This is a genomic window from Streptomyces sp. NBC_00286, from assembly GCF_036173125.1.
Classification (GTDB): domain Bacteria; phylum Actinomycetota; class Actinomycetes; order Streptomycetales; family Streptomycetaceae; genus Streptomyces.
In genome coordinates, this window is the sequence record NZ_CP108054.1 from 6,151,137 (window position 1) to 6,177,503 (window position 26,367).

General features: G+C 67.9%; 17 protein-coding genes and 3 rRNA genes. 14 read left to right on the forward strand and 6 right to left on the reverse strand.

Annotated elements, in window-relative coordinates:
* Positions 1-10 precede the first annotated feature (10 nt).
* The 4 genes from manA (at position 11) to OHT21_RS28445 (ending at position 4,862) form a co-directional block, all read left to right on the forward strand.
* The gene (gene manA / locus OHT21_RS28430) at positions 11-1,162 is read left to right on the forward strand and encodes a mannose-6-phosphate isomerase, class I (protein ID WP_328771136.1); all 1,152 of its coding nucleotides are present in this window, start codon (positions 11-13) and stop codon (positions 1,160-1,162) included.
* A gap of 142 nt (positions 1,163-1,304) precedes the next feature.
* The gene (locus OHT21_RS28435) at positions 1,305-2,282 is read left to right on the forward strand and encodes a cation diffusion facilitator family transporter (RefSeq protein WP_328771137.1); all 978 of its coding nucleotides are present in this window, start codon (positions 1,305-1,307) and stop codon (positions 2,280-2,282) included.
* A gap of 409 nt (positions 2,283-2,691) precedes the next feature.
* A complete protein-coding gene (gene ahcY / locus OHT21_RS28440) occupies positions 2,692-4,149 on the forward strand; it encodes an adenosylhomocysteinase (protein WP_328771138.1) in 1,458 nt (485 codons plus the stop codon).
* 98 nt (positions 4,150-4,247) lie between these two features.
* Positions 4,248-4,862: a hypothetical protein gene (locus OHT21_RS28445; protein WP_328771139.1), complete on the forward strand. Its 615-nt coding sequence runs from the start codon at positions 4,248-4,250 to the stop codon at positions 4,860-4,862.
* Between the two features lie 21 nt (positions 4,863-4,883).
* Here the strand turns inward: OHT21_RS28445 and OHT21_RS28450 are convergent, their stop codons facing one another.
* Entirely contained in the window at positions 4,884-5,873 is a 990-nt protein-coding gene (locus tag OHT21_RS28450) for an RDD family protein (protein ID WP_328771140.1), read from the reverse strand.
* Between the two features lie 117 nt (positions 5,874-5,990).
* Between OHT21_RS28450 and OHT21_RS28455 the strand changes: the two genes are divergently transcribed.
* From OHT21_RS28455 to rrf, 4 genes are all read left to right on the forward strand, one after another.
* A complete protein-coding gene (locus OHT21_RS28455) occupies positions 5,991-6,998 on the forward strand; it encodes a stage II sporulation protein M (protein ID WP_328771141.1) in 1,008 nt (335 codons plus the stop codon).
* 583 nt (positions 6,999-7,581) lie between these two features.
* A 16S ribosomal RNA gene (locus OHT21_RS28460) occupies positions 7,582-9,109 on the forward strand.
* A gap of 320 nt (positions 9,110-9,429) precedes the next feature.
* Positions 9,430-12,551, forward strand: a 23S ribosomal RNA gene (locus OHT21_RS28465).
* A gap of 91 nt (positions 12,552-12,642) precedes the next feature.
* A 5S ribosomal RNA gene (gene rrf / locus OHT21_RS28470) occupies positions 12,643-12,759 on the forward strand.
* Together the 16S, 23S and 5S rRNA genes form the textbook arrangement of a ribosomal RNA operon.
* Before the next feature lie 48 nt (positions 12,760-12,807).
* On the opposite strand, the gene OHT21_RS28475 is transcribed toward rrf, so the two are convergent.
* From OHT21_RS28475 to OHT21_RS28495, 5 genes are read right to left on the reverse strand one after another with little or no spacing between them, the layout of a single operon-like run.
* Positions 12,808-14,118 carry a DUF58 domain-containing protein gene (locus OHT21_RS28475; RefSeq protein ID WP_328771142.1) on the reverse strand — a complete coding sequence of 437 codons (1,311 nt, stop codon included), beginning with the start codon at positions 14,116-14,118 and terminating at the stop codon, positions 12,808-12,810.
* The gene (locus tag OHT21_RS28480; RefSeq protein ID WP_443050673.1) at positions 14,118-15,107 is read right to left on the reverse strand and encodes an AAA family ATPase; all 990 of its coding nucleotides are present in this window, start codon (positions 15,105-15,107) and stop codon (positions 14,118-14,120) included. The genes OHT21_RS28475 and OHT21_RS28480 overlap by 1 nt, the downstream gene beginning before the upstream one ends.
* Positions 15,107-16,306 (reverse strand): DUF4350 domain-containing protein, encoded by a 1,200-nt coding sequence (locus OHT21_RS28485; RefSeq protein WP_328771144.1) that lies wholly within the window; start codon positions 16,304-16,306, stop codon positions 15,107-15,109. Before OHT21_RS28485 ends, OHT21_RS28480 begins: the two co-directional genes overlap by 1 nt.
* Complete coding sequence (locus OHT21_RS28490) at positions 16,303-17,061, reverse strand: DUF4129 domain-containing protein (protein ID WP_328771145.1); 759 nt, start codon at positions 17,059-17,061, stop codon at positions 16,303-16,305. The genes OHT21_RS28485 and OHT21_RS28490 overlap by 4 nt, the downstream gene beginning before the upstream one ends.
* 4 nt (positions 17,062-17,065) lie before the next feature.
* On the reverse strand, positions 17,066-18,451 hold the full coding sequence (locus OHT21_RS28495; RefSeq protein WP_328771146.1) for a hypothetical protein: 1,386 nt from the start codon (positions 18,449-18,451) through the stop codon (positions 17,066-17,068).
* 140 nt (positions 18,452-18,591) lie between these two features.
* On the opposite strand from OHT21_RS28495, the gene mtnA reads away from it, so the two are divergent.
* The 6 genes from mtnA to hpf all read left to right on the forward strand — a co-directional run bounded on the left by mtnA (position 18,592) and on the right by hpf (position 26,206).
* A complete protein-coding gene (mtnA, locus tag OHT21_RS28500) occupies positions 18,592-19,737 on the forward strand; it encodes an S-methyl-5-thioribose-1-phosphate isomerase (protein ID WP_328771147.1) in 1,146 nt (381 codons plus the stop codon).
* An 8-nt stretch (positions 19,738-19,745) separates the two neighbouring features.
* A complete protein-coding gene (gene mtrA, locus OHT21_RS28505) occupies positions 19,746-20,435 on the forward strand; it encodes a two-component system response regulator MtrA (RefSeq protein ID WP_187822996.1) in 690 nt (229 codons plus the stop codon).
* A gap of 1 nt (position 20,436) precedes the next feature.
* Positions 20,437-22,533: an MtrAB system histidine kinase MtrB gene (gene mtrB, locus OHT21_RS28510; RefSeq protein WP_328771148.1), complete on the forward strand. Its 2,097-nt coding sequence runs from the start codon at positions 20,437-20,439 to the stop codon at positions 22,531-22,533.
* Positions 22,523-24,361 (forward strand): LpqB family beta-propeller domain-containing protein, encoded by a 1,839-nt coding sequence (locus OHT21_RS28515; RefSeq protein WP_328771149.1) that lies wholly within the window; start codon positions 22,523-22,525, stop codon positions 24,359-24,361. The genes mtrB and OHT21_RS28515 overlap by 11 nt, the downstream gene beginning before the upstream one ends.
* A 71-nt stretch (positions 24,362-24,432) precedes the next feature.
* Positions 24,433-25,200: a ComF family protein gene (locus OHT21_RS28520; RefSeq protein ID WP_328771150.1), complete on the forward strand. Its 768-nt coding sequence runs from the start codon at positions 24,433-24,435 to the stop codon at positions 25,198-25,200.
* Positions 25,201-25,513: 313 nt separating this feature from the next.
* Positions 25,514-26,206, forward strand: a complete 693-nt coding sequence (gene hpf / locus OHT21_RS28525; protein ID WP_443050674.1) for a ribosome hibernation-promoting factor, HPF/YfiA family — start codon at positions 25,514-25,516, stop codon at positions 26,204-26,206.
* The last annotated feature ends 161 nt before the right edge of the window (positions 26,207-26,367 follow it).

Sequence of the window (26,367 nt, forward strand, 5' to 3'; positions counted from 1 at the left end):
AGAGAACCCCATGGACCGCCTCGACAACACCATCCGTCCCTACGCCTGGGGCTCCACCACCGCCATCCCGCAGCTCCTTGGCGTAGAGCCGACCGGCGAACCGCAGGCCGAGATGTGGATGGGCGCCCACCCCGGCGCGCCCTCACGCACGGCCCGCGGCCCCCTCACCGAGCTCATCGAGGCGGCCCCCGAGCGCGAACTGGGTGCCGAGACGGTCGCCAAGTTCGGCCCGCGCCTGCCCTTCCTCCTCAAGATCCTCGCCGCCGGCGCCCCCCTCTCCCTCCAGGTGCACCCCAACCTGGCCCAGGCCAAGGAGGGTTACGAGGAAGAGGAGCACCGCGGCATCCCGATCGACGCCCCGCACCGCAACTACAAGGACGCCAACCACAAGCCCGAACTGATCTGCGCGCTCACGGAGTTCGACGGCCTCTGCGGATTCCGGGCCCCGGCCGAGGCCGCCGACCTCCTCGCCGCCCTGGAGATCGACTCCCTCAAGCCGTACGTCGACCTGCTGCACGCCCACCCCGAGGACGCCGCCCTGCGCGAGGTGCTGACCGCCGTTCTGTCCGCGGACCCCGAGCAGATGGCCGCGACGGTCACTGAAGCCACCGCGGCCTGCACACGCCTCGGCGGCCCGCACGCCCCGTACGCCGAAATCGCCCACCACTACCCGGGCGACCCGGGCGTCATCGCCGCGATGCTGCTCAACCACGTCCGACTCCAGCCCGGCGAGGCCCTGTTCCTCGGCGCCGGCGTCCCGCACGCGTATCTCAACGGCCTCGGCGTCGAGATCATGGCCAACTCCGACAACGTCCTGCGCTGCGGCCTCACCCCCAAGCACGTGGACGTCCCCGAACTCCTGCGGATCGTCCGCTTCGAGGCCAGCGATCCCGGCGTACTGCGCCCCGAGGCGTCCCCCGACGGCGAGGAGGTCTACGAGACGCCGATCGACGAGTTCCGCCTCTCGCGCTACGTCCTGCCGCAGGGCACCGCGACACATGAACTCACCCTCCGCACCCCGCAGATCCTCCTGTGCACCGCGGGCTCCGTACAGGCGGGCGAGCACGCCCTCGCCCCCGGTCAGTCCGTCTTCGTACCGGCGGGCGAAAAGGCCGAAGTGTCCGGGACCGGCACGGTCTTCCGGGCCACTGTTGTGGCCTGAGACAGCCGTCGTAACGGCCAGTGCGACGGGCTGATGCTCCACTGTCGGACCGGACTGCAACAATGGCGCACCGCAAGGGCGGGCAGAGCCGGGTCGGCAGGCGGAATGCCCCGGACGGCAGACGAAGGGATCTCAGGAACACATGAGCGCGTCAGGCGGCACCAAAGCGATCGTGGCGGCACTGCTCGCCAACCTCTCGATCGCGGTAGCGAAGTTCGTGGCGTTCCTCTTCAGCGGCTCCTCGTCGATGCTCGCCGAGTCCGTGCACTCACTCGCCGACTCCGGCAACCAGGGCCTGCTGCTCCTCGGCGGCAAGAAGGCCCAGCGCGAGGCGACCCCGCAGCACCCGTTCGGCTACGGCCGCGAGCGCTACATCTACGCCTTCCTCGTCTCGATCGTCCTCTTCTCGGTCGGCGGCATGTTCGCGATCTACGAGGGTTACGAGAAGATCAAGCACCCGCACGAGATCGAGCACTGGTACTGGCCGGTGGGTGTCCTCGTCTTCGCGATCATCGCCGAGACGTTCTCCTTCCGGATGGCCATCGTGGAGTCGAACGCCCTGCGCGGCAGGCAGTCCTGGAGGGAATTCGTACGCCACGCCAAGGCGCCCGAGCTGCCCGTCGTCCTCTTGGAGGACCTGGGCGCGCTGGTCGGTCTGATCCTGGCGCTCGGCGGCGTCAGCATGGCGCTGGCCACGGGCGACGGCGTCTGGGACGGCATCGGCACCCTGTGCATCGGCATCCTGCTCATCCTCATCGCGATCGTCCTCGCCGCAGAGACCAAGTCGCTCCTCCTCGGCGAGGCCGCCGGCGTGGAAGAGGTCCAGAAGATCGAGGCCGCCATCGTCGACGGCGGCACGGTCACCCACATCATCCACATGCGCACGCTCCACCTCGGCCCCGAGGAACTCCTGGTCGCCGCCAAGATCGCCGTCCAGCACGACGACACGGCCACCGAGATCGCCGCCGCCATCGACGCCGCCGAGTCCCGCATCCGCGAAGCCGTCCCGATCGCCCGGGTCATCTACCTCGAGCCCGACATCTACAGCGAAGCCGAAGCAGCCAAGGGCCCAGACCGCGAAGCCGCCCCAGGCGGCCCGACCGCACCGGCCGAGCACTGACCCCTCGGGCACGGGTTCTCGGTACGAGCACCCGGCTCTCCGTACGAGAGGGGGAGCCCCCTCTCGTACGCATACACGCACCCTGGGTCTGCCGAACCGTCCGGCGGGCCCTGTGTCGTCCCGGCAGATGTCGCAGTACCGCGCAATTTCGGCCCCGATCGAACCTTGTTCCTCCCTCTCCCTGTCTCAATCTGGCCGGAGGCCGACTGGGGTCCGCTGGGCCGATCGGTGTAGATTCGTACACCGAGCCAGACGTCGCTGCTGATGGCGGTCGGGCGGCCCCAGCGGGCCGACCGAGGGAGAGAGGGCCTCCGACGGACTGCGCTGCGCACAGGCGCCGGGCATTCGTATGCTCGCCATCGCGCAGACCAGCCGTACACACCTCGACCCAATCCGAGGAGCAGCTCGCATGACGACTGTCGAGAACCGACAGGACTTCAAGGTCGCCGACCTCTCCCTGGCCGACTTCGGCCGCAAGGAGATCACCCTTGCCGAGCACGAGATGCCCGGCCTGATGGCGATCCGCAAGGAGTACGCCGAGGCGCAGCCCCTCGCGGGCGCCCGCATCACCGGCTCCCTGCACATGACCGTGCAGACCGCCGTACTCATCGAGACCCTCGCCGCCCTGGGCGCCGAGGTCCGCTGGGCCTCCTGCAACATCTTCTCCACGCAGGACCACGCCGCCGCCGCCATCGCGGTAGGCCCGAACGGCACGCCCGACAACCCCCAGGGCATCCCGGTCTTCGCCTGGAAGGGCGAGACCCTGGAGGAGTACTGGTGGTGCACGGAGCAGGCCCTGACCTGGCCGAACACGCCCACCGGCGGCCCGAACATGATCCTGGACGACGGCGGTGACGCCACCCTCCTCGTTCACAAGGGCGTCGAGTACGAGAAGGACGGCAAGGTCCCGCCCGTCGACACCGCCGAGAACGACGAGCACCGCGTGATCCTCGAGCTCCTGCACCGCACCATTTCGGACGGCTCCCGGAAGTGGACCCAACTCGCCTCGGAGATCCGCGGCGTCACCGAGGAGACCACGACCGGCGTCCACCGCCTGTACGAGATGCAGCGTGAGGGCACCCTCCTGTTCCCGGCGATCAACGTCAACGACGCCGTCACCAAGTCGAAGTTCGACAACAAGTACGGCTGCCGCCACTCCCTGATCGACGGCATCAACCGCGCCACCGACGTCCTCATCGGCGGCAAGACCGCGGTCGTCTTCGGCTACGGCGACGTGGGCAAGGGCTGCGCGGAGTCCCTGCGCGGACAGGGCGCCCGCGTGATTGTCACCGAGATCGACCCGATCTGCGCACTGCAGGCGGCGATGGACGGCTACCAGGTCACGACGCTCGACGAGGTCGTCGACAAGGCCGACATCTTCATCACCACGACCGGCAACAAGGACATCATCATGGCCTCGGACATGGCCAAGATGAAGCACCAGGCGATCGTGGGCAACATCGGTCACTTCGACAACGAGATCGACATGGCCGGCCTCGCGAAGATCCCCGGGATCGTCAAGGACGAGGTCAAGCCGCAGGTCCACACCTGGACGTTCCCCGACGGCAAGGTGCTCATCGTCCTCTCCGAGGGCCGCCTGCTGAACCTGGGCAACGCCACCGGACACCCGTCCTTCGTGATGTCCAACTCGTTCGCGGACCAGACCCTGGCCCAGATCGAGCTGTTCACCAAGCAGTCGGAGTACCCGACCGACGTCTACGTGCTGCCCAAGCACCTCGACGAGAAGGTCGCCCGCCTCCACCTCGACGCACTCGGCGTGAAGCTCACCACGCTCCGCCCTGAGCAGGCCGCGTACATCGGTGTCGAGGTCGAGGGCCCGTACAAGCCGGACCACTACCGCTACTGAGCACCCTGCCGAGCAGCGGTACCACCGCTCGGCGCACGGATGTCAGCAGGCCCTCGCCGTCACGGCGGGGGCCTGTCCCCGATGAGGACCGAACCCCCATGCCCCGCGGCCGATATTCGCTCCACGATCCACACGACCACACCTCCCTCGCTGAAGAGCACTTCCACTGCGCGCCCGGCCCCTCCGGCTGGCGCTACGTCTCCCAAGTGACCACCCCCTCCGGCGACCCCGCCGGTTCCGTCGACCTCGCCCTCGACGACCTCGGCCGCCCCATCCGTCTCGAACTCCACGCCGCGAGCTGGCAGGTCCGAGGCGCCGCCCTCGACGGCGTCACCTGGGTCCGCACCGACCCCACGGGAACTCACGCCACCGAAGGCAATGTCCGCGCCCACGCCTTCACCGGCACATCCCCCGCCTTCCTCATCGCCACCGCACGTCTGCTGCGCCTCACCCCCGATTCCTCCGCCACTCGCGTACGCCTCGTCGCCTTCACCGACCCGGTCTTGGCCCCGCGCACCGTCGACCAGTCCTGGGCCCTGATCAAAAGAGAAGCACACGCCACTGACAACGCCCCCCTGACCGTGGACGAATACCAGGTCACAGCCCTGGACACGGGCGAGCAGCACACCGTCCATCTCTCCGGCGACGTCGTGCTCTCCGCACCCGGCATCGAACTCGAGGATCTCGACTCACCGCCGTCGTCGTTCACTTGACCGCCCGCGGGGCGTCCAAGGTCACGCCGGCGGTACGAACCCGGTGGCCGGGCGCTCACTTTCGGCAGCCCGCGGAGCTGCGGCGGGCGCCCCTTGCCCAGCCGACGGCGTCGACTCAGAGCCCGAGGGGTGAACCGCCGGGCCCGCGCTCGAGGGACCGGCGGAGTGCGGCGGCTGCACCGCCGGATAGGCGGCAGAGGCGGCGGGCGGCATCTGGGTGGCGGCTGGGTCGGCCGACCCAGCCCCGCTCCCGACAGGCTCACTGCCGCCGAACGCCCGCCGGGCCTCCCGTGCCTGCCGCTCCTGCATCACGGCCGCGAGATACGCCGCCGGTGGCACCCCCTGTGGGGCGGGAGCCCCGGTGCGCTCCGCGACGTCCGCCGCGAGCCGCTCTGCCATCGCCCAGCCGACCTGCGGATCCAACTGCTGCATCCGCGTCAGATATTGCCGGACCGCCAGCCACAGCCCATCCGGAACCGCGGACAGATCAAGCCCGGAAAACCGCCCCGCGAGCCAAGGCGGCGGCGGAGGAACGAAAGGCGTACGCCCGGCAGGTATCCGCTCCCGCACGACCAGGGTCCCCGCGAACACATCCCCGAGCCGCCGCCCCCGAGCAGACACGAGCGACGCGATGCACGCCACGATCCCGAGCGTCATCAGGATCTCGACCACACCGACCGCCCCACGCACCAGCGCATGCCGGAACCGGATCGGACCGCCGTCGTCCCGCACCACCCGCAGCCCGCACGCCAGCTTCCCCAGCGAACGCCCACGACTGAGCGTCTCCACCGCGATCGGCCCGCCCACCAGCACGAGCAGGAACGCCGCGATGGAAACCGCCGTCTGCGCCGCCTCATCGAGACCGGTCGTGGAGACCACGAGGGCCACCGTCACAGCGATATACGCGGCCATCGCCGCCACCAGGTCGATCAGCACGGCCAACGCCCGGCTCGGCAGCTTCGCGGGGCGCAGCTCCAGTGCCACCGCCTCGCCCGTCACAAGCTCACTCACGCCCGCCGTCCTTCCCCGAACTGACCTGAGAACAGCCAGTCTGCCAAGCTGAGGGCACATCGCGCCGCAGTGCGACAAGCTGACCACACGACGAGCAGCCGAGGAGCAGCCAACCCGATGGACCTCGACGTCTTCGTGTCCGCCCACCGCGCCGAGTGGGACCGGCTCGACGCACTACTGCGCCGCCAGCGCCGCCTCACAGGCGCGGAGGCCGACGAACTCGTCGCCCTGTACCAGCGCACGGCGACCCACCTCTCCCTGATCCAGTCCAGCGCCCCCGACCCCCAACTCACCGGCCGCCTCAGCCAACTGGTGGCACGCGCGCGTAGTGCCGTAACAGGCACACGCCGAGCCTCCTGGCGCGACGTAACCCACTTCCTTGCGTACGGTTTCCCCGCCGCGGTCTACCGCTCACGCCACTGGTGGGTCCCCACAGCACTCCTCTCCACCGCGGTCGCGGCCATCCTGGGGTGGTGGATCGGCACCCATCCCGAGGTCCAGTCCTCGATCGCGGCCCCCAGCGAGCTACGAGAGCTCACCCGCCCCGGCGGACAGTACGAGACGTACTACTCGAGCCACCCCGCGGCTTCCTTCGCCGCCCAGGTATGGACGAACAACGCCCAAGCCGCAGCCATGTGCCTCGTCCTCGGTGCCTTCTTGTGCCTGCCGGTCATCTGGATCCTCTTCCAGAACATGCTCAACCTGGGCGTGGGCATAGGCCTCATGTCCTCGGCGGGCCGCCTCGACACCTTCCTGGGCCTCGTCCTCCCACACGGTCTCCTGGAACTGACCGCCGTCTTCGTAGCCGCCGGTACGGGTCTACGCCTCGGCTGGACTCTGATCGACCCGGGCCCCCGCTCCCGACGTGCGGCCCTCGCCGAAGAGGGCCGTGCCGCCCTGGGCATGGCGATAGGCCTCGCCCTGGTCCTCTTCATCTCCGGCGCCATCGAAGGCTTCGTCACCCCCTCCGGTCTCCCGACCTGGGCCCGCATCAGCATCGGTATCCTCGCCGAACTGGCCTTCCTCGCGTACGTGTACATCCTGGGCGGTCGCGCGGCACGCGCCGGCGCCACGGGCGACGTCGCGGAGACGGAGCGCAGTGCCTCCGTACCGACCGCAGCCTGATGTGCAGGCACTCCGGCCGAGGTGTTAGTCTCGTATCTCGCCCCGCCGGAGCCGTTGACACGGGACCTGTGGGGAGGTAGATTTACACAGTTGCGCGGAGCAGGACAGCTTCGATGGCAACAGTGAGCGTCTATCTATTCGCTTCTCGGGATCCACTCCCGAAGAAGCCCCTCCCGATTATTCAGGAACGAGTGGCCGGTCAGTCCGGTCGAAAACTTCTGATAAAGTCGGACCAGCCGAAAGGGAGCCGCAAGGCAACCGAATAGGCAAGGCCCTCCAACTGGCCACCGAAACGAATTCCGAGCCGGAAACGGCACGGAAAACGGCTCTGGTAAGGTTGGAAACACCGAAGGAAAGCCCGGAGGAAAGCCCGCGAGGGTGAGTACAAAGGAAGCGTCCGTTCCTTGAGAACTCAACAGCGTGCCAAAAATCAACGCCAGATATGTTGATACCCCGACACCGGGATTGTTCCTGGTGGCGAGGTTCCTTTGAAGAAAACACAGCGAGGACGCTGTGAACCCTTCCGTTCATTCCGCGGGGGGTTCCGCTCTCGTGGTGTCACCCCGGATATCCGGGTGAAGCATTCACGGAGAGTTTGATCCTGGCTCAGGACGAACGCTGGCGGCGTGCTTAACACATGCAAGTCGAACGATGAACCACTTCGGTGGGGATTAGTGGCGAACGGGTGAGTAACACGTGGGCAATCTGCCCTTCACTCTGGGACAAGCCCTGGAAACGGGGTCTAATACCGGATAACACTTTCACTCTCCTGAGTGGAGGTTAAAAGCTCCGGCGGTGAAGGATGAGCCCGCGGCCTATCAGCTTGTTGGTGAGGTAATGGCTCACCAAGGCGACGACGGGTAGCCGGCCTGAGAGGGCGACCGGCCACACTGGGACTGAGACACGGCCCAGACTCCTACGGGAGGCAGCAGTGGGGAATATTGCACAATGGGCGCAAGCCTGATGCAGCGACGCCGCGTGGGGGATGACGGCCTTCGGGTTGTAAACCCCTTTCAGCAGGGAAGAAGCGCAAGTGACGGTACCTGCAGAAGAAGCGCCGGCTAACTACGTGCCAGCAGCCGCGGTAATACGTAGGGCGCAAGCGTTGTCCGGAATTATTGGGCGTAAAGAGCTCGTAGGCGGCTTGTCGCGTCGGTTGTGAAAGCCCGGGGCTTAACCCCGGGTCTGCAGTCGATACGGGCAGGCTAGAGTTCGGTAGGGGAGATCGGAATTCCTGGTGTAGCGGTGAAATGCGCAGATATCAGGAGGAACACCGGTGGCGAAGGCGGATCTCTGGGCCGATACTGACGCTGAGGAGCGAAAGCGTGGGGAGCGAACAGGATTAGATACCCTGGTAGTCCACGCCGTAAACGGTGGGCACTAGGTGTGGGCAACATTCCACGTTGTCCGTGCCGCAGCTAACGCATTAAGTGCCCCGCCTGGGGAGTACGGCCGCAAGGCTAAAACTCAAAGGAATTGACGGGGGCCCGCACAAGCAGCGGAGCATGTGGCTTAATTCGACGCAACGCGAAGAACCTTACCAAGGCTTGACATACGCCGGAAAGCATCAGAGATGGTGCCCCCCTTGTGGTCGGTGTACAGGTGGTGCATGGCTGTCGTCAGCTCGTGTCGTGAGATGTTGGGTTAAGTCCCGCAACGAGCGCAACCCTTGTCCCGTGTTGCCAGCAACCTCTTCGGAGGGTTGGGGACTCACGGGAGACCGCCGGGGTCAACTCGGAGGAAGGTGGGGACGACGTCAAGTCATCATGCCCCTTATGTCTTGGGCTGCACACGTGCTACAATGGCCGGTACAATGAGCTGCGATACCGCAAGGTGGAGCGAATCTCAAAAAGCCGGTCTCAGTTCGGATTGGGGTCTGCAACTCGACCCCATGAAGTCGGAGTTGCTAGTAATCGCAGATCAGCAGTGCTGCGGTGAATACGTTCCCGGGCCTTGTACACACCGCCCGTCACGTCACGAAAGTCGGTAACACCCGAAGCCCGTGGCCCAACCAGCTTGTCTGGAGGGAGCGGTCGAAGGTGGGACTGGCGATTGGGACGAAGTCGTAACAAGGTAGCCGTACCGGAAGGTGCGGCTGGATCACCTCCTTTCTAAGGAGCACCTGGCCGCCAAGCCTTGCTTGGTGGTCCAGAGCCATTACGTCGGCGTATGTCCGACGGTGGTCAGCTCATGGGTGGAACGTTGATTAATCGGCCTGGTCACGGGTCGGAGGCTGCCAGTACTGCTCTTCGGAGCGTGGAACGCATGATCTTCGGACGGGACCTGGTCGGGCACGCTGTTGGGTGTCTGAGGGCACGGGTGATGAGCCTGGTGTCTTCGGTGCCGGCCCCAGTGAACTCGAACCGGATGGTTCGGGGTGGTGGGTGGTTGGTCGTTGTTTGAGAACTGCACAGTGGACGCGAGCATCTGTGGCCAAGTTTTTAAGGGCGCACGGTGGATGCCTTGGTACCAGGAACCGATGAAGGACGTGGGAGGCCGCGATAGTCCCCGGGGAGCCGTCAACCAGGCTGTGATCCGGGGGTTTCCGAATGGGGAAACCCGGCAGTCGTCATGGGCTGTCACCCACTGCTGAACACATAGGCGGTGTGGAGGGAACGCGGGGAAGTGAAACATCTCAGTACCCGCAGGAAGAGAAAACAACCGTGATTCCGGGAGTAGTGGCGAGCGAAACCGGATGAGGCTAAACCGTATACGTGTGAGACCCGGCAGGGGTTGCGTGTACGGGGTTGTGGGATCTCTCTTGACCAATCTGCCGGTTGGTCGGCGAGTCAGAAACCGTATGGATAGGCGAAGGACATGCGAAAGGTCCGGCGTAGAGGGTAAGACCCCCGTAGTCGAAATCTGTACGGCTCGTTGGAGAGACACCCAAGTAGCACGGGGCCCGAGAAATCCCGTGTGAATCTGGCGGGACCACCCGCTAAGCCTAAATATTCCCTGGTGACCGATAGCGGATAGTACCGTGAGGGAATGGTGAAAAGTACCCCGGGAGGGGAGTGAAATAGTACCTGAAACCGTGTGCCTACAAGCCGTGGGAGCGTCGGGCAAGCACTTGTGCTTGCCTCGTGACTGCGTGCCTTTTGAAGAATGAGCCTGCGAGTTTGCGGTGTGTTGCGAGGTTAACCCGTGTGGGGGAGCCGTAGCGAAAGCGAGTCCGAACAGGGCGATTCAGTAGCGCGCTCAAGACCCGAAGCGGAGTGATCTAGCCATGGGCAGGCTGAAGCGCGGGTAAGACCGTGTGGAGGGCCGAACCCACCAGGGTTGAAAACCTGGGGGATGACCTGTGGTTAGGGGTGAAAGGCCAATCAAACTCCGTGATAGCTGGTTCTCCCCGAAATGCATTTAGGTGCAGCGTCGTGTGTTTCTTGCCGGAGGTAGAGCACTGGATAGGCGATGGGCCCTACCGGGTTACTGACCTTAGCCAAACTCCGAATGCCGGTAAGTGAGAGCGCGGCAGTGAGACTGTGGGGGATAAGCTCCATGGTCGAGAGGGAAACAGCCCAGAGCATCGACTAAGGCCCCTAAGCGTACGCTAAGTGGGAAAGGATGTGGAGTCGCAGAGACAACCAGGAGGTTGGCTTAGAAGCAGCCATCCTTGAAAGAGTGCGTAATAGCTCACTGGTCAAGTGATTCCGCGCCGACAATGTAGCGGGGCTCAAGCGTACCGCCGAAGTCGTGTCATTGCGATATATACCTCTAACGGGGATCGTGATGGGTAGGGGAGCGTCGTGTGCCGGGTGAAGCAGCCGTGGAAGCGAGTTGTGGACGGTTCACGAGTGAGAATGCAGGCATGAGTAGCGATTCACACGTGGGAAACGTGTGCGCCGATTGACTAAGGGTTCCTGGGTCAAGCTGATCTGCCCAGGGTAAGTCGGGACCTAAGGCGAGGCCGACAGGCGTAGTCGATGGAGAACCGGTTGATATTCCGGTACCCGCTGTGAAGCGTCAAACATCGAATCCAGTGATGCTAAGCCCGTGAAGCCGCCCTGATCTCTTCGGAGTTGAGGGGAGTGGTGGAGCCGGTGACCCGATCTGGTAGTAGGTGAGTGATGGGGTGACGCAGGAAGGTAGTCCAGCCCGGGCGGTGGTTGTCCCGGGGTAAGGGTGTAGGACGCCAGGTAGGCAAATCCGCCTGGCATGTGTCTGAGACCTGATGCCGAGCCGATTGTGGTGAAGTGGATGATCCTATGCTGTCGAGAAAAGCCTCTAGCGAGTTTTATGGCGGCCCGTACCCTAAACCGACTCAGGTGGTCAGGTAGAGAATACCGAGGCGTTCGGGTGAACTATGGTTAAGGAACTCGGCAAAATGCCCCCGTAACTTCGGGAGAAGGGGGCCATTCCTGGTGATCCGTTTTACACGGTGAGCTGGGGGTGGCCGCAGAGACCAGCGAGAAGCGACTGTTTACTAAAAACACAGGTCCGTGCGAAGCCGTAAGGCGAGGTATACGGACTGACGCCTGCCCGGTGCTGGAACGTTAAGGGGACCGGTTAGTCTAGTTTCGACTAGGCGAAGCTGAGAACTTAAGCGCCAGTAAACGGCGGTGGTAACTATAACCATCCTAAGGTAGCGAAATTCCTTGTCGGGTAAGTTCCGACCTGCACGAATGGCGTAACGACTTCTCGACTGTCTCAACCATAGGCCCGGTGAAATTGCACTACGAGTAAAGATGCTCGTTTCGCGCAGCAGGACGGAAAGACCCCGGGACCTTTACTACAGTTTGATATTGGTGTTCGGTTCGGCTTGTGTAGGATAGCTGGGAGACTGTGAACTTCGCACGCCAGTGCGGGGGGAGTCGTCGTTGAAATACCAGTCTGGTCGTGCTGGATGTCTAACCCGGGTCCGTGATCCGGATCGGGGACAGTGTCTGATGGGTAGTTTAACTGGGGCGGTTGCCTCCTAAAGAGTAACGGAGGCGCCCAAAGGTTCCCTCAGCCTGGTTGGCAATCAGGTGGTGAGTGTAAGTGCACAAGGGAGCTTGACTGTGAGACCGACGGGTCGAGCAGGGACGAAAGTCGGGACTAGTGATCCGGCGGTGGCTTGTGGAAGCGCCGTCGCTCAACGGATAAAAGGTACCCCGGGGATAACAGGCTGATCTTCCCCAAGAGTCCATATCGACGGGATGGTTTGGCACCTCGATGTCGGCTCGTCGCATCCTGGGGCTGGAGTCGGTCCCAAGGGTTGGGCTGTTCGCCCATTAAAGCGGTACGCGAGCTGGGTTTAGAACGTCGTGAGACAGTTCGGTCCCTATCCGCTGTGCGCGTAGGAGTCTTGAGAAGGGCTGTCCCTAGTACGAGAGGACCGGGACGGACGAACCTCTGGTGTGCCAGTTGTTCTGCCAAGGGCATGGCTGGTTGGCTACGTTCGGGAGGGATAACCGCTGAAAGCATCTAAGCGGGAAGCCTGCTTCGAGATGAGGACTCCCACCCCCGTTGAGGGGTTAAGGCTCCCAGGAGACTACTGGGTTGATAGGCCAGATCTGGAAGGCGGGTAACCGCTGGAGGTGACTGGTACTAATAGGCCGAGGGCTTGTCCTCAGATGCTCGCGTCCACTGTGTTGGTTCTGAAACCACGAACAACCCCTGTCCTGGGCCACAGGACGGTTGCCGGTTGAGTGTTTCACAGTGTTTCGGTGGTCATAGCGTGAGGGAAACGCCCGGTTACATTCCGAACCCGGAAGCTAAGCCTTACAGCGCCGATGGTACTGCAGGGGGGACCCTGTGGGAGAGTAGGACACCGCCGAACTAAATGTAGAGAAATCCCCCGTGCCATTCGGCACGGGGGATTTTTGCGTTAAAGGCGTCCCGCTGCTTTGAGGGCCAGATAAGCGTCCGCCAAAGCCGGAGGAAGATCGTTCGGTGTGGCGTCCACGACTGTGACGCCATGGCGGATGAGTTGTTCGGCGGTGCGATGGCGTTCTGTCTGAGCTTGGGCTGCTGCTGCGGCCTCGTACACGGCATCTGTGTTTCCCCTTGCCGTGGCCATGTGCTCTATGTGTGGGTCAGCCACTGAGGCAACCAGGACTGTATGGCGCTGGGTGAGGCGGGAGAATACGGGAAGCAGGCCCTCCTCGATGGGGGCCGCGTCGAGGCTGGTGAGAAGCACGATCAGGGAACGGCGTGGGGCTGTGCGGAGGGCGGTGGCGGTGAGGCCGCGTGCGTCTGTCTCGACGAGTTCCGGTTCGAGGCGGGCCATGGCGTTCACCAGGGAGGGGAGGACATCGCCCGCGGCCCGGCCCTGCACCTGGGCACGTACCCGGCGGTCGTACGCGAGGAGGTCCACGCGGTCGCCGGCTCGGGAGGCGAGGGCAGCCAGGAGCAGGGCGGCGTCCATGGAGGCGTCGAGGCGTGGGGCGTCGCCCACGCGGCCCGCCGAGGTACGGCCTGTGTCGAGGACCAGCAGGATGTGGCGGTCGCGTTCGGGGCGCCAGGTGCGTACAGCGACCGTGGTCTGCCGGGCGGTGGCGCGCCAGTCGATGGAGCGGGTGTCGTCCCCGGGGACGTACTCGCGGAGGCTGTCGAATTCGGTGCCCTCGCCGCGGGTCAGGGCGCTGGTGCGGCCGTCGAGTTCGCGGAGGCGGGCCAGCTTTGACGGGAGGTGCTTGCGGCTGGTGAACGGGGGCAGGACGCGTACGGTCCAGGGGACGTTGTGGGTGCCCTGGCGGGCGAGGAGGCCGAGAGGGCCGTACGAGCGGATGGTGACGCTGTCTGCCTGGCGGTCGCCGCGGCGGGTGGGGCGCAGACGGGTCGTGATGCGGCGGCGTTCGCCCGGGGGAATCGTCAGTCGGTGGCGGGATGCGGTGACTTCCGTGCCGGGCTGCCAGCTGCTGGGGGGCCAGGCGTCGCGGATGCGGGCGCGTAGGGGGCGGCCCGTCGGGTTGGTGACCGTGAGGGTGACATCGGCGGCTTCGCCGAGGCGTACGGAGGTGTCTCCGGAGCGGGTCAGGCCAAGGCGGCGTACGGGTGCGGCCAGGGCGAAGTCGCAGGCGCAGGCGAGGGCCAGGGGGATGTTCACGGCGAGGATGCCTGACCAGCCGGGGGCCCAGATGCCGACAGGGAGAGTGCTGAGGGCCGCGATGAGGGCGGCGCGTCCGGTGAGTGCCATCAGCGCGGTACGGGGACGTGGGCGAGGATCGCGTTGATCACGGAGTCGGCGGTCACGCCTTCCATCTCGGCTTCGGGGCGGAGCTGGACCCGGTGGCGGAGCGTGGGGAGCGCGAGAGCCTTTACGTCATCGGGGATGACGTAGTCGCGGCCGGTCAGCCACGCCCAGGCGCGGGCGGTGGCCAGGAGCGCTGTCGCGCCGCGAGGGGAGACGCCGAGGGCGAGGGACGGAGATTCGCGGGTGGCGCGGCAGATGTCCACTACGTAGCCGGTGATTTCGGGGGATACCGCTGTCTTGCCGACTGCCGCGCGGGCGGCTTCGAGGGCGGCGGGGTCGGCTACGGGGCGTACGCCGGCGGCGCGCAGGTCGCGCGGGTTGAAGCCCTCGGTGTGGCGGGTGAGGACGTCGATCTCGTCCTTGCGGGAGGGCAGCGGGATCGTCAGCTTGAGGAGGAAACGGTCCAGCTGGGCTTCCGGGAGGGGGTATGTGCCCTCGTATTCGACGGGGTTCTGCGTTGCGGCGACCAGGAAGGGCTCGGGGAGGGGGCGTGCGGTGCCGTCGACCGTGACCTGGCGCTCCTCCATCGCTTCGAGGAGCGAGGACTGGGTCTTGGGCGGGGTGCGGTTGATCTCGTCGGCGAGCAGGAGGTTGGTGAAGACCGGGCCGGGCTGGAAGGAGAACTCGGCGGTGCGGGCGTCGTAGACGAGGGAGCCCGTGACGTCGCTGGGCATCAGGTCCGGGGTGAACTGGACGCGCTTGGTGTCGAGTTCGAGGGCTGCTGCGAGGGCGCGGACGAGCAGCGTCTTGGCGACCCCGGGGACTCCTTCGAGCAGGACGTGACCGCGGCAGAGGAGTGCGACGACGAGGCCGGTCACGGCGGGGTCCTGGCCGACCACGGCTTTGGCGATCTCGGCGCGCAGGGCCTCCAGGGAGGCCCGGGCGCCGCCCGGATCCCTGGTGTCTGCGGCGTTGTCAGTGGTCGGGTCCATCATGGACGGCGTACCTCTCTTTCGAGGGCGTCGAGTTGATCGGCGAGGTGGATGAGGGCTGCGTCGTCGTGGGGCGGCGGGCCGAAGAGAAGGGAGTGCGGGGAGGACTGTCCGTCGCCGTGGAGGCGGGCGGACAGAGCGGGGAGCAGGGCTTCGGGCGCGTGCGCCTGGGCGGGGGATACGCCGACGAGGGGGGCGAGGCGGGTGCGGGTGGTGGAGCGTAGAGCTGCCGCGGCGCGGTCGCGGGCGTTGGACTTGCGGTAAAGGCGGGCGCGGCCTTCGACGGTTTCGGAGGCGCGGATCGCTATAGGGAGTCGTTCGGGGACGAGCGGGCCGAGGCGGCGGGCACGCCAGAGGGCGGCCAGGACTGCGGCGATGAAGAGCTGCAGGCTGCCCCAGAGCCAGCCGGAGGGCATCAGGTCGAAGAAGCTGCGGTCGCCGCCGTCGGTGGCCGAGTCGTCGGAGAGCGAGGGGAGGTACCAGACCAAGTGGGGGCGGGAACCGAGCAGTTGGAGAGCGAGCGAGGCGTTGCCCTGCTCGTCGAGGCGGTCGTTGTGGAGGATGTCGGGGGCGCCGAGTACGACGGTGTCGCCGTCCCCTTCGAGCGCCGGGACGCGCAGCAGGGTGGGCAGGCCGTCGCTGGGGTAGCAGGAGTCGGCATCGGGCGCGGTCGTCGTGTAGCGGACGCCGCCGGTGTCGGCGGTGCCAGCTCGCTGGGCGGCGGGCAGGGCGCAGCCGGGCGGGAGCGTGGTGTCGTAGCTCGGCGTGGGGTCGGCGGTGACCCCGGGGGCGAGGCTGTCGACGGACGGGATGCCGGGTGCGACGAGGACAGTGCGGCCTCCGGAGGCGGCGAACGCCGAGTGGAGCCGGGTCTGCTGGCGGTCGGTCAGCAGGTCGGGGGCGGCGACCAGGAGGGTGGTGTCGGGGCCGGCGGCGTTGCGCGCGTCCTCCAGGGTGGTGACCACGCGGGTGGACACGCCGCGGTCGGCGAGGAGCTCGGCGACGGCTCGGCTGCCGTTGGCGTCGACGGAGCGCGGGTCGAGGCGGCCGTGCTGAGCGTCGGAGCGGACGGCGGCGATGGCGATCGCGGCCACCAGGAGGATCACGAGACCGAGCAGGACACCGCGCGCGCGGGTCCACACCTGGCGTGCGGTGGGGGAGGCCGAGGTGGTCGACGCAAGGGTGGCCTCGGTGGTCATTCGGCGGCCCCCTGGCGCGTGCTGTGGGCCGTGCTTCGGGTGCTCGGGGCGCTGCTCGCGAGGACGGGCTTGGTGCGTTCCACGTCGCGGTCGAGTTCGGTGAGGCGCTGGTACGCCTGGGGTGTGGCCGTTCGTCCGCCGTACGTGACGTCGTCGAAGTCCCGGGCCGCGGCGCTGAGCCGGTCCGTGTGGGAGGGGAGCGTACGGCCTGCTTCGGCGGCTGCCTCGTCGGCGGTGCGGCCGGGACGGGGCTCGAGCAGGGCGCGTTCCTCCAGGGAGCGGACGACGGCGCGCATGCGCTCCTGGACGGCATGGTTCCAGTGGCCCTGGGCGGCGTGGCTCTCGGCGGCTGCCCGGTGCTCGGCGGCGCTGCGGGGCCGGTCGTCGAAGAGCGGGGCGGCCGACGTGGGGCCGCGCCTCGGGGTGCCGAGCCGCCACCACAGGGCGCCGATCAGTGCCGCGGCCGCCAGCGCGATGACGACGAGGCCGAGTGCGCCGCCCGGGGTCGCGCCGGAGGCTGCGCTGAACAGCTTGTCGAGCCACTCCCAGAAGGCGTCCAGGGCGCGCTGGAACCAGCTGGGGTCGTCCTCGTGGTACATCCGCTTCGATAGCTCACGCCGGGCCGCGTCCTGTGCGGGGTCGCGTGGGATCGTCACCGGTGGTTCGTCGGCGGAGCGCGGCAGCACGAGTACGGCCGCGGTGCCGGAGCCCGGCAGCGCGAGCACCGCTGTGAGAACACCCCCCGACGGGCTCACCGCGTCAGCTCCCCGGGGTGGTGCCGGGGGCGTCGGAGCCGTAGCCCTGGACGCCGGCGGCGCGGGCCAGGTCGAGGTCGAGGGCCTCGCGGCGGATGCGCTGGTCGATGTAGAGGAGCACGGCGACACCCGCGGTGATCGGGAACGTGAGCATCGACCCGATCACCGCGCCGATCCCGCTGACGATGAGGAAGGTCCAGCCGAGGTCCGCGGTGCCGCTGGTGAAGAGGCCGTTGACACCGTCGCCGCTCAGGGCGGCGGCGAGGAAGGTGAACGGGATCACGATGATCGAGGCGACGACGTTCGCGATGATCGTGGCGAGCAGCTGGATGCCGAAGACCCGCCACCAGGAGCCGCGGACCAGCTTCGCGGAGCGGCCCACGGACTTCCAGATGCTCTGTTTCTCCAGCATCAGGGCGGGCGAGGCCAGCGAGAAGCGGACCATCAGCCAGATCGCGACGATACCCGCGGCCATGCCGCCGAGGACGGCGAGTGCGACAGCGCCGTCGCCACCGCCGGCGTAGGCGATCAGGGCGCCGGGCAGGGTGCCTATCGCGACGACCGCGACCCCGATCAGCGGGAGCAGGAAAGTAAGGCCGAAGAGTTTCGGCAGCTGGGGCCGGGCGTCGCGCCAGGCTTCGGCGGTGGTCACCGACTTGCCGAGCACGGCGCGGCTGGTCACGGTCGTGAGCAGGGCGGTCGCGACGATGGTGCCGAGCAGCGAGACCAGCACGATGACGCTGGATCCCAGCAGGGTGTCGCCCAGGGCGCGGGTGAGCTCGCCGACGGAGGCGCTCGGGTCGTTGAGGGTGTCCGAGCTCGCGGCGTCTTCCAGGACGAAGCCCTGGAGCAGGACCACGAGGATCTCCGTGAACACCGCGACGGTCAGCGAGATGCCGAGGACCGTGCGCCAGTGCGTACGCATGGTCGACACGGCGCCGTCGAGGATCTCGCCGACGCCGAGCGGGCGGAGCGGGATCACGCCGGGCTTGGCGGCGGGCGGAGGACCGCCCCAGCCGCTTCCCCACCCGGGGTGACCGCCGGGGCCGTAGCCGCCAGGGCCGCCGGGAGCGCCGTATCCGGGACCGCCGCCGGGGCCGCCGGGGGGTTGTCCGCCCCAGCCGGGGCCGGGCGGAGGTGGAGGCGGGGCCTGGGCCGGGCCGCCCTGGGAGCCGCTGGGCGCGGACCACTGGCCGGGCGGGGGCTGCTCCTTGGACCACTTCGTGCCTGGGCCGGACGGGTCGGGTGCGGGCTGTCCCGGCTGATCCGTGGGCTCTGGCGCAGTGGTCCGGTCCGCGGGCTCGGCAGGGCCGGAGGCGTTCGGCTCCTGACCGTCCTGTCCGTCGGAGGGGGCAGATCCGGGCGATGCCCAGCCCGGAGTGTCTTTCATCGTCGCTCCTTCACGGTGCCCGTTCGCGGTTGCGGCGGCAGCTTGGCAGCCATCGTGCCACGGTGCGGCCGGGAAGTGACCGGCCCCCGTATGGGCTGCACACCTTCAATTGTCCGCCCTGGAAGGGGCAGACTGGTCGGATGGACGATCAGTACGTGCATTCCCGCGAGGACAACGCACCCACCGAGATTCCGGCGATCCGGTGGGACGAACCGCCGGAAGGGTCCGTACTGGTCCTTCTCGACCAGACGCGGCTGCCGGCCGAGGAGGTCGAGCTGGTGTGCACCGACCCTCCGGCGCTGGTGGAAGCGATCCGCACACTCGCCGTGCGCGGGGCGCCGCTGCTGGGCATCGCGGGGGCGTACGGGGTCGCGCTCGCCGCCATGCGCGGGTTCGACGTGGATGACGCCGCCGACGCGCTCGCCAGCGCGCGGCCCACCGCGGTGAACCTTGCGCACGGCGTGCGCAGGGCCCAGTCGGCTCACCGTGCCGCCCTCGCCGGCGGCGGTGACCAGAAGCGGGCCGCCGAGGCCGCGCTCGCCGCTGCTCGCGCGCTTCACCAGGAGGACGCCGAGGCCAGCAGGCGCATGGCCGAGCACGGTCTGGCGCTGCTGGACGAGCTGCTGCCCGGGGGCAACCACCGGATCCTGACGCACTGCAACACTGGGGCGCTGGTGTCGGGCGGGGAGGGTACGGCGTTCGCTGTCGCGCTCGCCGCGCACCGGGCTGGGCGGCTGCGGAGGCTGTGGGTGGACGAGACGCGGCCGTTGCTGCAGGGTGCTCGCCTGACGGCGTACGAGGCGGCGCGCAACGGGATGGCGTACACGCTGCTCACGGACAACGCCGCGGGGTCGCTGTTCTCGGCGGGGGAGGTGGACGCGGTGCTGGTCGGGGCGGACCGGATCGCGGCCGACGGTTCGGTGGCGAACAAGGTGGGGAGCTACCCGCTCGCGGTGCTGGCCCGGTACCACCACGTACCGTTCGTCGTGGTGGCGCCGGTGACGACGGTGGACCCCGACACCCCGGACGGGGCGTCCATCGAGGTCGAGCAGCGCGCCGGTCATGAGGTGACCGAGCTCATCGCACCACAGGTGCCGGTGGCGGGAGCGGAAGCGGGAGGCGGGATTCCGGTGGCACCTCTGGGTACCCAGGCGTACAACCCGGCGTTCGACGTGACGCCGCCCGAGCTGGTGACGGCGATCGTCACCGAGGAGGGCGCCGTTTCGCCCGTCACGGCGGAGGCGCTTGCCGAGCTGTGTGCCAGGTCACGCCAGGTAACGATTTAGTTAATGGGATGATGGCATTCATGAAGGGACGAGTCCTTGTCGTCGATGACGACACCGCACTGGCCGAGATGCTCGGCATTGTGCTGCGTGGTGAAGGTTTTGAACCGTCTTTCGTAGCCGACGGCGACAAGGCGCTGGCCGCATTCCGTGAGACCAAGCCCGATCTCGTGCTGCTCGATCTGATGCTGCCGGGGCGGGACGGTATCGAGGTGTGCCGTCTGATCAGGGCGGAGTCCGGGGTGCCGATCGTGATGCTCACGGCGAAGAGCGACACCGTCGATGTGGTGGTCGGGCTCGAGTCGGGCGCTGATGACTACATCGTGAAGCCGTTCAAGCCGAAGGAGCTGGTGGCTCGGATCCGGGCGCGGCTACGGAGGTCGGAGGAGCCGGCGCCCGAGCAGCTCGCCATCGGCGACCTGGTCATCGATGTGGCCGGTCACTCCGTGAAGCGGGACGGGCAGTCGATCGCGCTCACGCCGCTGGAGTTCGACCTGCTGGTGGCGCTGGCCCGGAAACCCTGGCAGGTGTTCACGCGTGAGGTGCTCCTCGAGCAGGTGTGGGGCTACCGGCACGCGGCGGACACCCGCCTCGTCAATGTTCATGTACAGCGGCTTCGCTCCAAGGTCGAGAAGGATCCGGAGCGGCCGGAAATCGTGGTGACTGTCCGTGGCGTCGGTTACAAGGCCGGACCCAGCTGACATGTCCCGGGACAGTGCCGCTTCGGCGCCCGGTCAGCCGGGAAGCCGCTCGCGGCCTGTCGGCCGGCGGACCGCGAGCTCCTTCTGGGCTCGGTTCAGCGAGGGCTGGCTGTTGCAGGGCGGAGTCCAGGGCAGCCCGGTCCTCCGGCTCTTCATGCGCTGGGTGCGGCGTCCGCTGCTGCCGGTCATGCGGCTGTGGCGGCGCAACATCCAGCTCAAGGTCGTCGTCACGACGCTGCTGATGTCGCTGGGTGTGGTCCTGCTGTTGGGCTTCGTCGTCATCGGGCAGGTGCGCAACGGCCTGCTGGACGCCAAGGTGAAGGCCTCGGAGAGCCAGGCCACCGGTGGGTTCGGCGTGGCCAAGCAGCGGGCGGACGCGGCGGCGAGCGCCGGGGGCGACGACGGTTCGAGCACGGACGAGCGGCCCGTCCAGAACATCAGCGCGTGGCTGAGCGACCTCGTGCAGTCCCTCGCCAGCGGCGGCCAGGGCGCCTTCGCCGTGGTCACGCTCAGCTCCTCCAGCACGGTCGGCGGCGCGGACAGCGGTGGGCGCGGCCCGCGTTCGTCGGGCGACGTCGATCCGGCGACGAGCGTGCCGGAGGATCTGCGCCGCCGCATCGACGAGAACATGTTCCCGGCCCAGAGTTATACGCGCATCGTCTACAAGACAGGCCAGGACTCCCAGCCGGGGCTGGTCATCGGCAAGCAGGTGAACGACCCGAACGGCGAGCCGTACCAGCTGTACTACCTCTTCCCGCTCACGCAGGAGGAGAAGTCGCTCAGCCTGGTCAAGGGGACGCTCGCGACGGCCGGACTGTTCGTCGTGGTGCTGCTCGGCGCGATCGCCTGGCTCGTGGTGCGGCAGGTCGTCACGCCCGTACGGATGGCCGCGGGGATCGCCGAGCGGCTGTCCGCCGGGCGCCTTCAGGAACGTATGAAGGTCACCGGAGAGGACGACATCGCGCGGCTCGGTGAGGCCTTCAACAAGATGACGCAGAACCTTCAGTTGAAGATCCAGCAGCTGGAGGACCTGTCGCGGATGCAGCGGCGGTTCGTGTCCGATGTGTCTCATGAGCTGCGGACGCCGCTGACGACCGTACGGATGGCCGCTGACGTCATCCATGACGCGCGCGTGGACTTCGATCCGGTGACCGCGCGGTCGGCCGAACTGCTCGCGGACCAGCTGGACCGGTTCGAGACGCTGCTCGCGGATCTGCTGGAGATCAGCCGGTTCGACGCGGGCGCGGCGGCCCTGGAGGCCGAGCCGATAGACCTGCGCGAGGTCGTACGCCGGGTTGTCAGCGGGGCCGAGCCGCTCGCCGAGCGCAAGGGCACGCAGATCAAGGTCGTCGGCGATCACCAGCCGGTGGTCGCCGAGGCCGACGCGCGGCGGGTGGAGCGGGTGCTGCGGAACCTCGTCGTCAACGCCGTGGAGCACGGCGAGGGCAGGGACGTAGTGGTCAGGCTCGCGGCGGCGGGCGGCGCGGTCGCGGTCGCGGTGCGCGACTACGGAGTGGGGCTCAAGCCCGGCGAGGCGACCCGCGTGTTCAGCCGCTTCTGGCGGGCCGACCCGGCACGCGCGCGTACCACCGGTGGTACGGGTCTGGGACTGTCCATCGCCCTGGAGGACGCGCGGCTGCACGGCGGCTGGCTGCAGGCGTGGGGCGAGCCTGGCGGCGGCTCGCAGTTCCGGCTGACGCTGCCGCGGACCGCGGACGAGCCGCTTCGGGGCTCGCCGATACCCCTGGAGCCCAAGGACTCGCGGCGCAATCGCGGGCTGAACGAAGCGGGGCTGCCCCTGAGCGGCACGCAGAAACTCGCCACGGTGCCGGCGCAGTCGCAAGGGGAGCGCGGGGTACCGCCGATGCCGCCGCGGGCGCCAGTGGCCCCGAGGCTGGCGGGCGCGGTGGATCCGGCGGCGCTGCCCGGCAACGGCGCGCGCGTGGTGCCGCGGCCCGCGGCGGAGGCGCGTGCGGTGACCGCGCCCGTGGAGTCCGGGGAGCGCGAAGAGCCCGGCCACGCGCCGTCCGAGGAGGGCGCGGGAACCGGCGAGGGACCGGATCAGTTGAAGCAAGGGGAGGGATCACGTGGGCGCTGACGGCGATCGCGGCGGCCGGCGGCGTCCGATGCGGGTAGTGGCGTACGTCGGCTGTGGAGCCGTACTGCTGGCCGGGTGCGCCTCGATGCCGGACAGCGGGGATCTGCGCGACGTCAAGGCCTCGCAGCGGCCGGACGCGCCGGTCCGAGTCTTCGCGATGCCGCCGCGGGAGAACGCCCAGCCCCTCGAGATCGTGCAGGGCTTCCTGGAGGCACTGACCAGCGATGAGCCGGAGTTCGACACGGCGCGCAAGTACCTCACCGAGGAGGCCTCGAAGAACTGGCAGCCCGAGCGCTCGACGACGGTGCTCGCGGACGGGCCGACGGCGCTGGCCGAGCGCAGCGGCAGCAGGGAGGCCACTGGCGACTACGCGTACGCGCTGACCGGCGACAAGGTCGCCGAGGTGGACCAGCAGTTCGCGTACGAGCCCGCCGAGGGCCCGTACAAGGAGACGCTGCATCTCACGGAGCAGAAGGTGTCGGACGGCAGCAAGCAGTGGCGCATCGACGTGCCGCCGCAGGGCGTGGTGCTCGGCAACTCCGACTTCCAGCGCCGCTATGTCTCCGTCAATAAGTACTACTTCGCGTCGAACTCGCCGACCGGCGACCGGCTCGGAACCGTGGCCGATCCGGTCTATGTGCGCCAGCAGGTCGACCCCGTGACACAGATGGTCAAGGCACTGCTGAACGGGCCCACGAGCTGGCTCAAGCCTGTGGTCAGGTCTCGCTTCCCCACGGGAACGGCACTGAAGAAGGGCGTCAAGACGCTGGCGCCGGACGATCAGAACCGGCTGAGGGTGCCGCTGAACAAGAGGGCCGAGGGCGTCGGGCAGACCCAGTGCGCCGAGATGGCGGCCCAGCTCATCTTCACCCTGAGGGACCTGACGCCCACGGGCATTGACGAGGTCGAACTGCAGCGCCCCGACGGCTCACAGCTGTGCGAGATCGATGAGCCCGACGCCGAGATCATCGCATCGCACGGCACCGGGCAGCCTGTCCACTACGAGTACTTCATCGACGGTGAGAAGCGGCTCGTACGGATACCCGCCGACGAAGAGCAAGAGGCCGAGCCGGTGCCCGGAGCGCTCGGCACCGGCGACACGGCACTGCGGACGGCCGCGGTCTCGCGGAACGAGGAGAGCGCGGCCGGGGTCTCGCTGGACGGGCGTTCGCTGTACGTGGGGTCGCTCGCGTCCGGCGCTTCGCTCGGGGATCCCGTGCTGAGGAGCAAGGCCAAGGCGGAGGACGACGGGCTGACGACGCCCAGCTGGGATGTGGGCGGCGACCTGTGGGTGGCCGACCGCGACCCGAAGAACTCCCGGCTGCTCCTGTTCGAGGAGGGCCGCGGTGTGCCGCTGGAGGTCAGGACGCCTGGGATCGAGGGGCGGATCGAGGCGGTGCGGGTGGCCGCGGATGGTGTGCGGATCGCGTTGATCGTCGAGGAGGACGGCAAGACCTCGCTGCTCATGGGGCGGATCGAGCGCCAGAGCGGACCGGATGGGCGGCCTGTCGTCACGATCCACGACCCGCGTTCGGTCACACCGCGGCTGGAGGAGGTCACGGCCATGTCCTGGGCCGGGGACAGCCGCCTGGTCGTGGTGGGCCAGGAGGAGGGCGGCGTGCAGCAGATCCGGTACGTCCAGGTCGACGGCTCCACCCCGGTCGGGGCGCCGCCTTCCGCGCTCACCGGCGTGGAGGAGATCGCCGCCTCCGAGGACGAGCGGCTGCCGCTGGTGGCGCACTCGGAGGACGGGATTGTGCGGCTTTCGTCCGGTGCGCAGTGGCAGAAGGTGGTCAAGACGGGGACGGCGCCGGTCTATCCGGGATAGCCCGGCAGTTGTCCACAGGGAGTTGTCCACAGGGGTGGCCGGAGAGCTCTGGCGTTGGCACAGTGGTGGGCATGCGCGGGTGGTGGCAGGACCTCACCGACCTTGTGCTGCCGGCCGTGTGCGGAGGCTGCGGGAGACCTCGTGCGGTGTTGTGCCCGGGGTGCCGTGCCGCCCTGATGGGGGCCGCGCCGCGCCGGGCGCGACCGATGCCCGAGCCGCCGGGGCTGCCTGTGGTGCACGCGTCGGCTCCGTACGAGGACGAAGTGCGGGCGGCGCTCCTCGCCCACAAGGAACGGGGTGCGCTGATGCTCGCAGGGCCGCTGGGCGTGGCGCTCGCGGGTGCGGTACGGGCCTCGCTCGCGTCCGGTGGCGGGCCCGGGGGACCGGTGCTCCTCGTTCCCGTCCCCTCCGCACGGCGCGCGGTGCGGGCGCGGGGGCATGACCCGGTGCGGCGGATCGCGCTCGCGGCAGCGGGCGAACTGCGGCAGGCGGGGACCCCGGCACGGGTGCTCGCCGTGCTGCGCCAGCGGCGTGCCGTGGCCGACCAGTCGGGGCTCAACTCCCGGCAGCGGATGGACAATCTGGCCGGCGCCCTGGAGGTGGCCGCCGGGGGCGCCCGGTTGCTGGCCGAAGGCGGCCGGGCCGTACTCGTCGACGACCTGATGACGACGGGCGCGTCCTTGGCGGAGGCGGCGCGGGCGCTGCGCGCCGCTTTTGCGGAAGCAGGAGCCCGGCCACAAACGGCTGCGGAAATGCGCGGTCCGAACGGCACCGGAGACATGATCAGCGCGGCTGTGGTCGCCGCGTCTCCGTCATCGTTCGCCATAATCCGGAACTGATCGGGAAGTTGCGTCGTTGCAGGTAGCGAGAGGTTCATTCGCTGGAATGGAGGTACACCGCAGTAGAGGGTGACGACATCCGTCCGAGCGAGATATGTTCGGTTGTGAGGGAATGCCGGGTGCTGTCCCTCCTATACCGGAATGCCATCCTGCGGGTTTCTGCAATCACCCGCGGCGGTGGGGTGGAGATCTTGCCCACGGGGGAGGAGGAGGTGGAAGTCACCAAGTCCGAGGCTCTGGGACGTACCGGAGCCTGGTGCAAAAAGGGAGTTGCTCCGCACCGATGCGGAGCGATCCGGGAACGGAGTTCTGCGTGGACATCGTCGTCAAGGGCCGCAAGACCGAAGTGCCAGAGCGGTTCCGCAAGCACGTGGCCGAGAAGCTGAAGCTGGAGAAGATCCAGAAGCTCGATGCCAAGGTGATCAGCCTCGACGTCGAGGTGTCCAAGGAGCCCAACCCGCGACAGGCCGACCGGTCCGACCGAGTGGAGATCACGCTTCACTCCCGCGGCCCGGTGATCCGGGCAGAGGCGGCGGCCAGCGATGCGTATGCGGCACTGGACCTGGCGGCGGACAAGCTCGAAGCCCGGCTGCGCAAGCAGCACGACAAGCGCTACACGCGCCGTGGTGCCCGTCGGCTCACGGCAGCTGAGGTCCCCGACCACGTTCCGGGTGTGGCGACACTGAACGGGAACGGCAAAGCCGTCCACGAGGAAGAGCCCGAAGGAGTGCCGACCAAGAAGATCGGCTCCCTCGAGGTGAAGGGCGAAGGCCCCCTCGTCGTACGCGAGAAGACGCACGTCGCCTCTCCGATGACCCTCGACCAGGCTCTCTACGAGATGGAGCTGGTCGGGCATGACTTCTATCTTTTCGTCGACTCCGAGACCAAGGAACCGAGTGTCGTCTACCGGCGGCACGCATACGACTACGGCGTCATCCACCTCAGCACTGACCCGATGGTCGCCCAGGCGCACAAGCCCTCGACGGGCGGGACGCTGGGCGGCTGACCACGCCCGATGAGTTCCCCCGGCAGTCGGCCGGGGGACCACCAGTCGGTGCCCCTGGAGCGTGCGTGCGAGTGTGCGTGCGCCCCCAGGGGCACCGGTATGCGACCCCTTGCGCCCCGCTGCGTCACCGGACTGTCGTCCGGGCATGAAATCATGGCCGC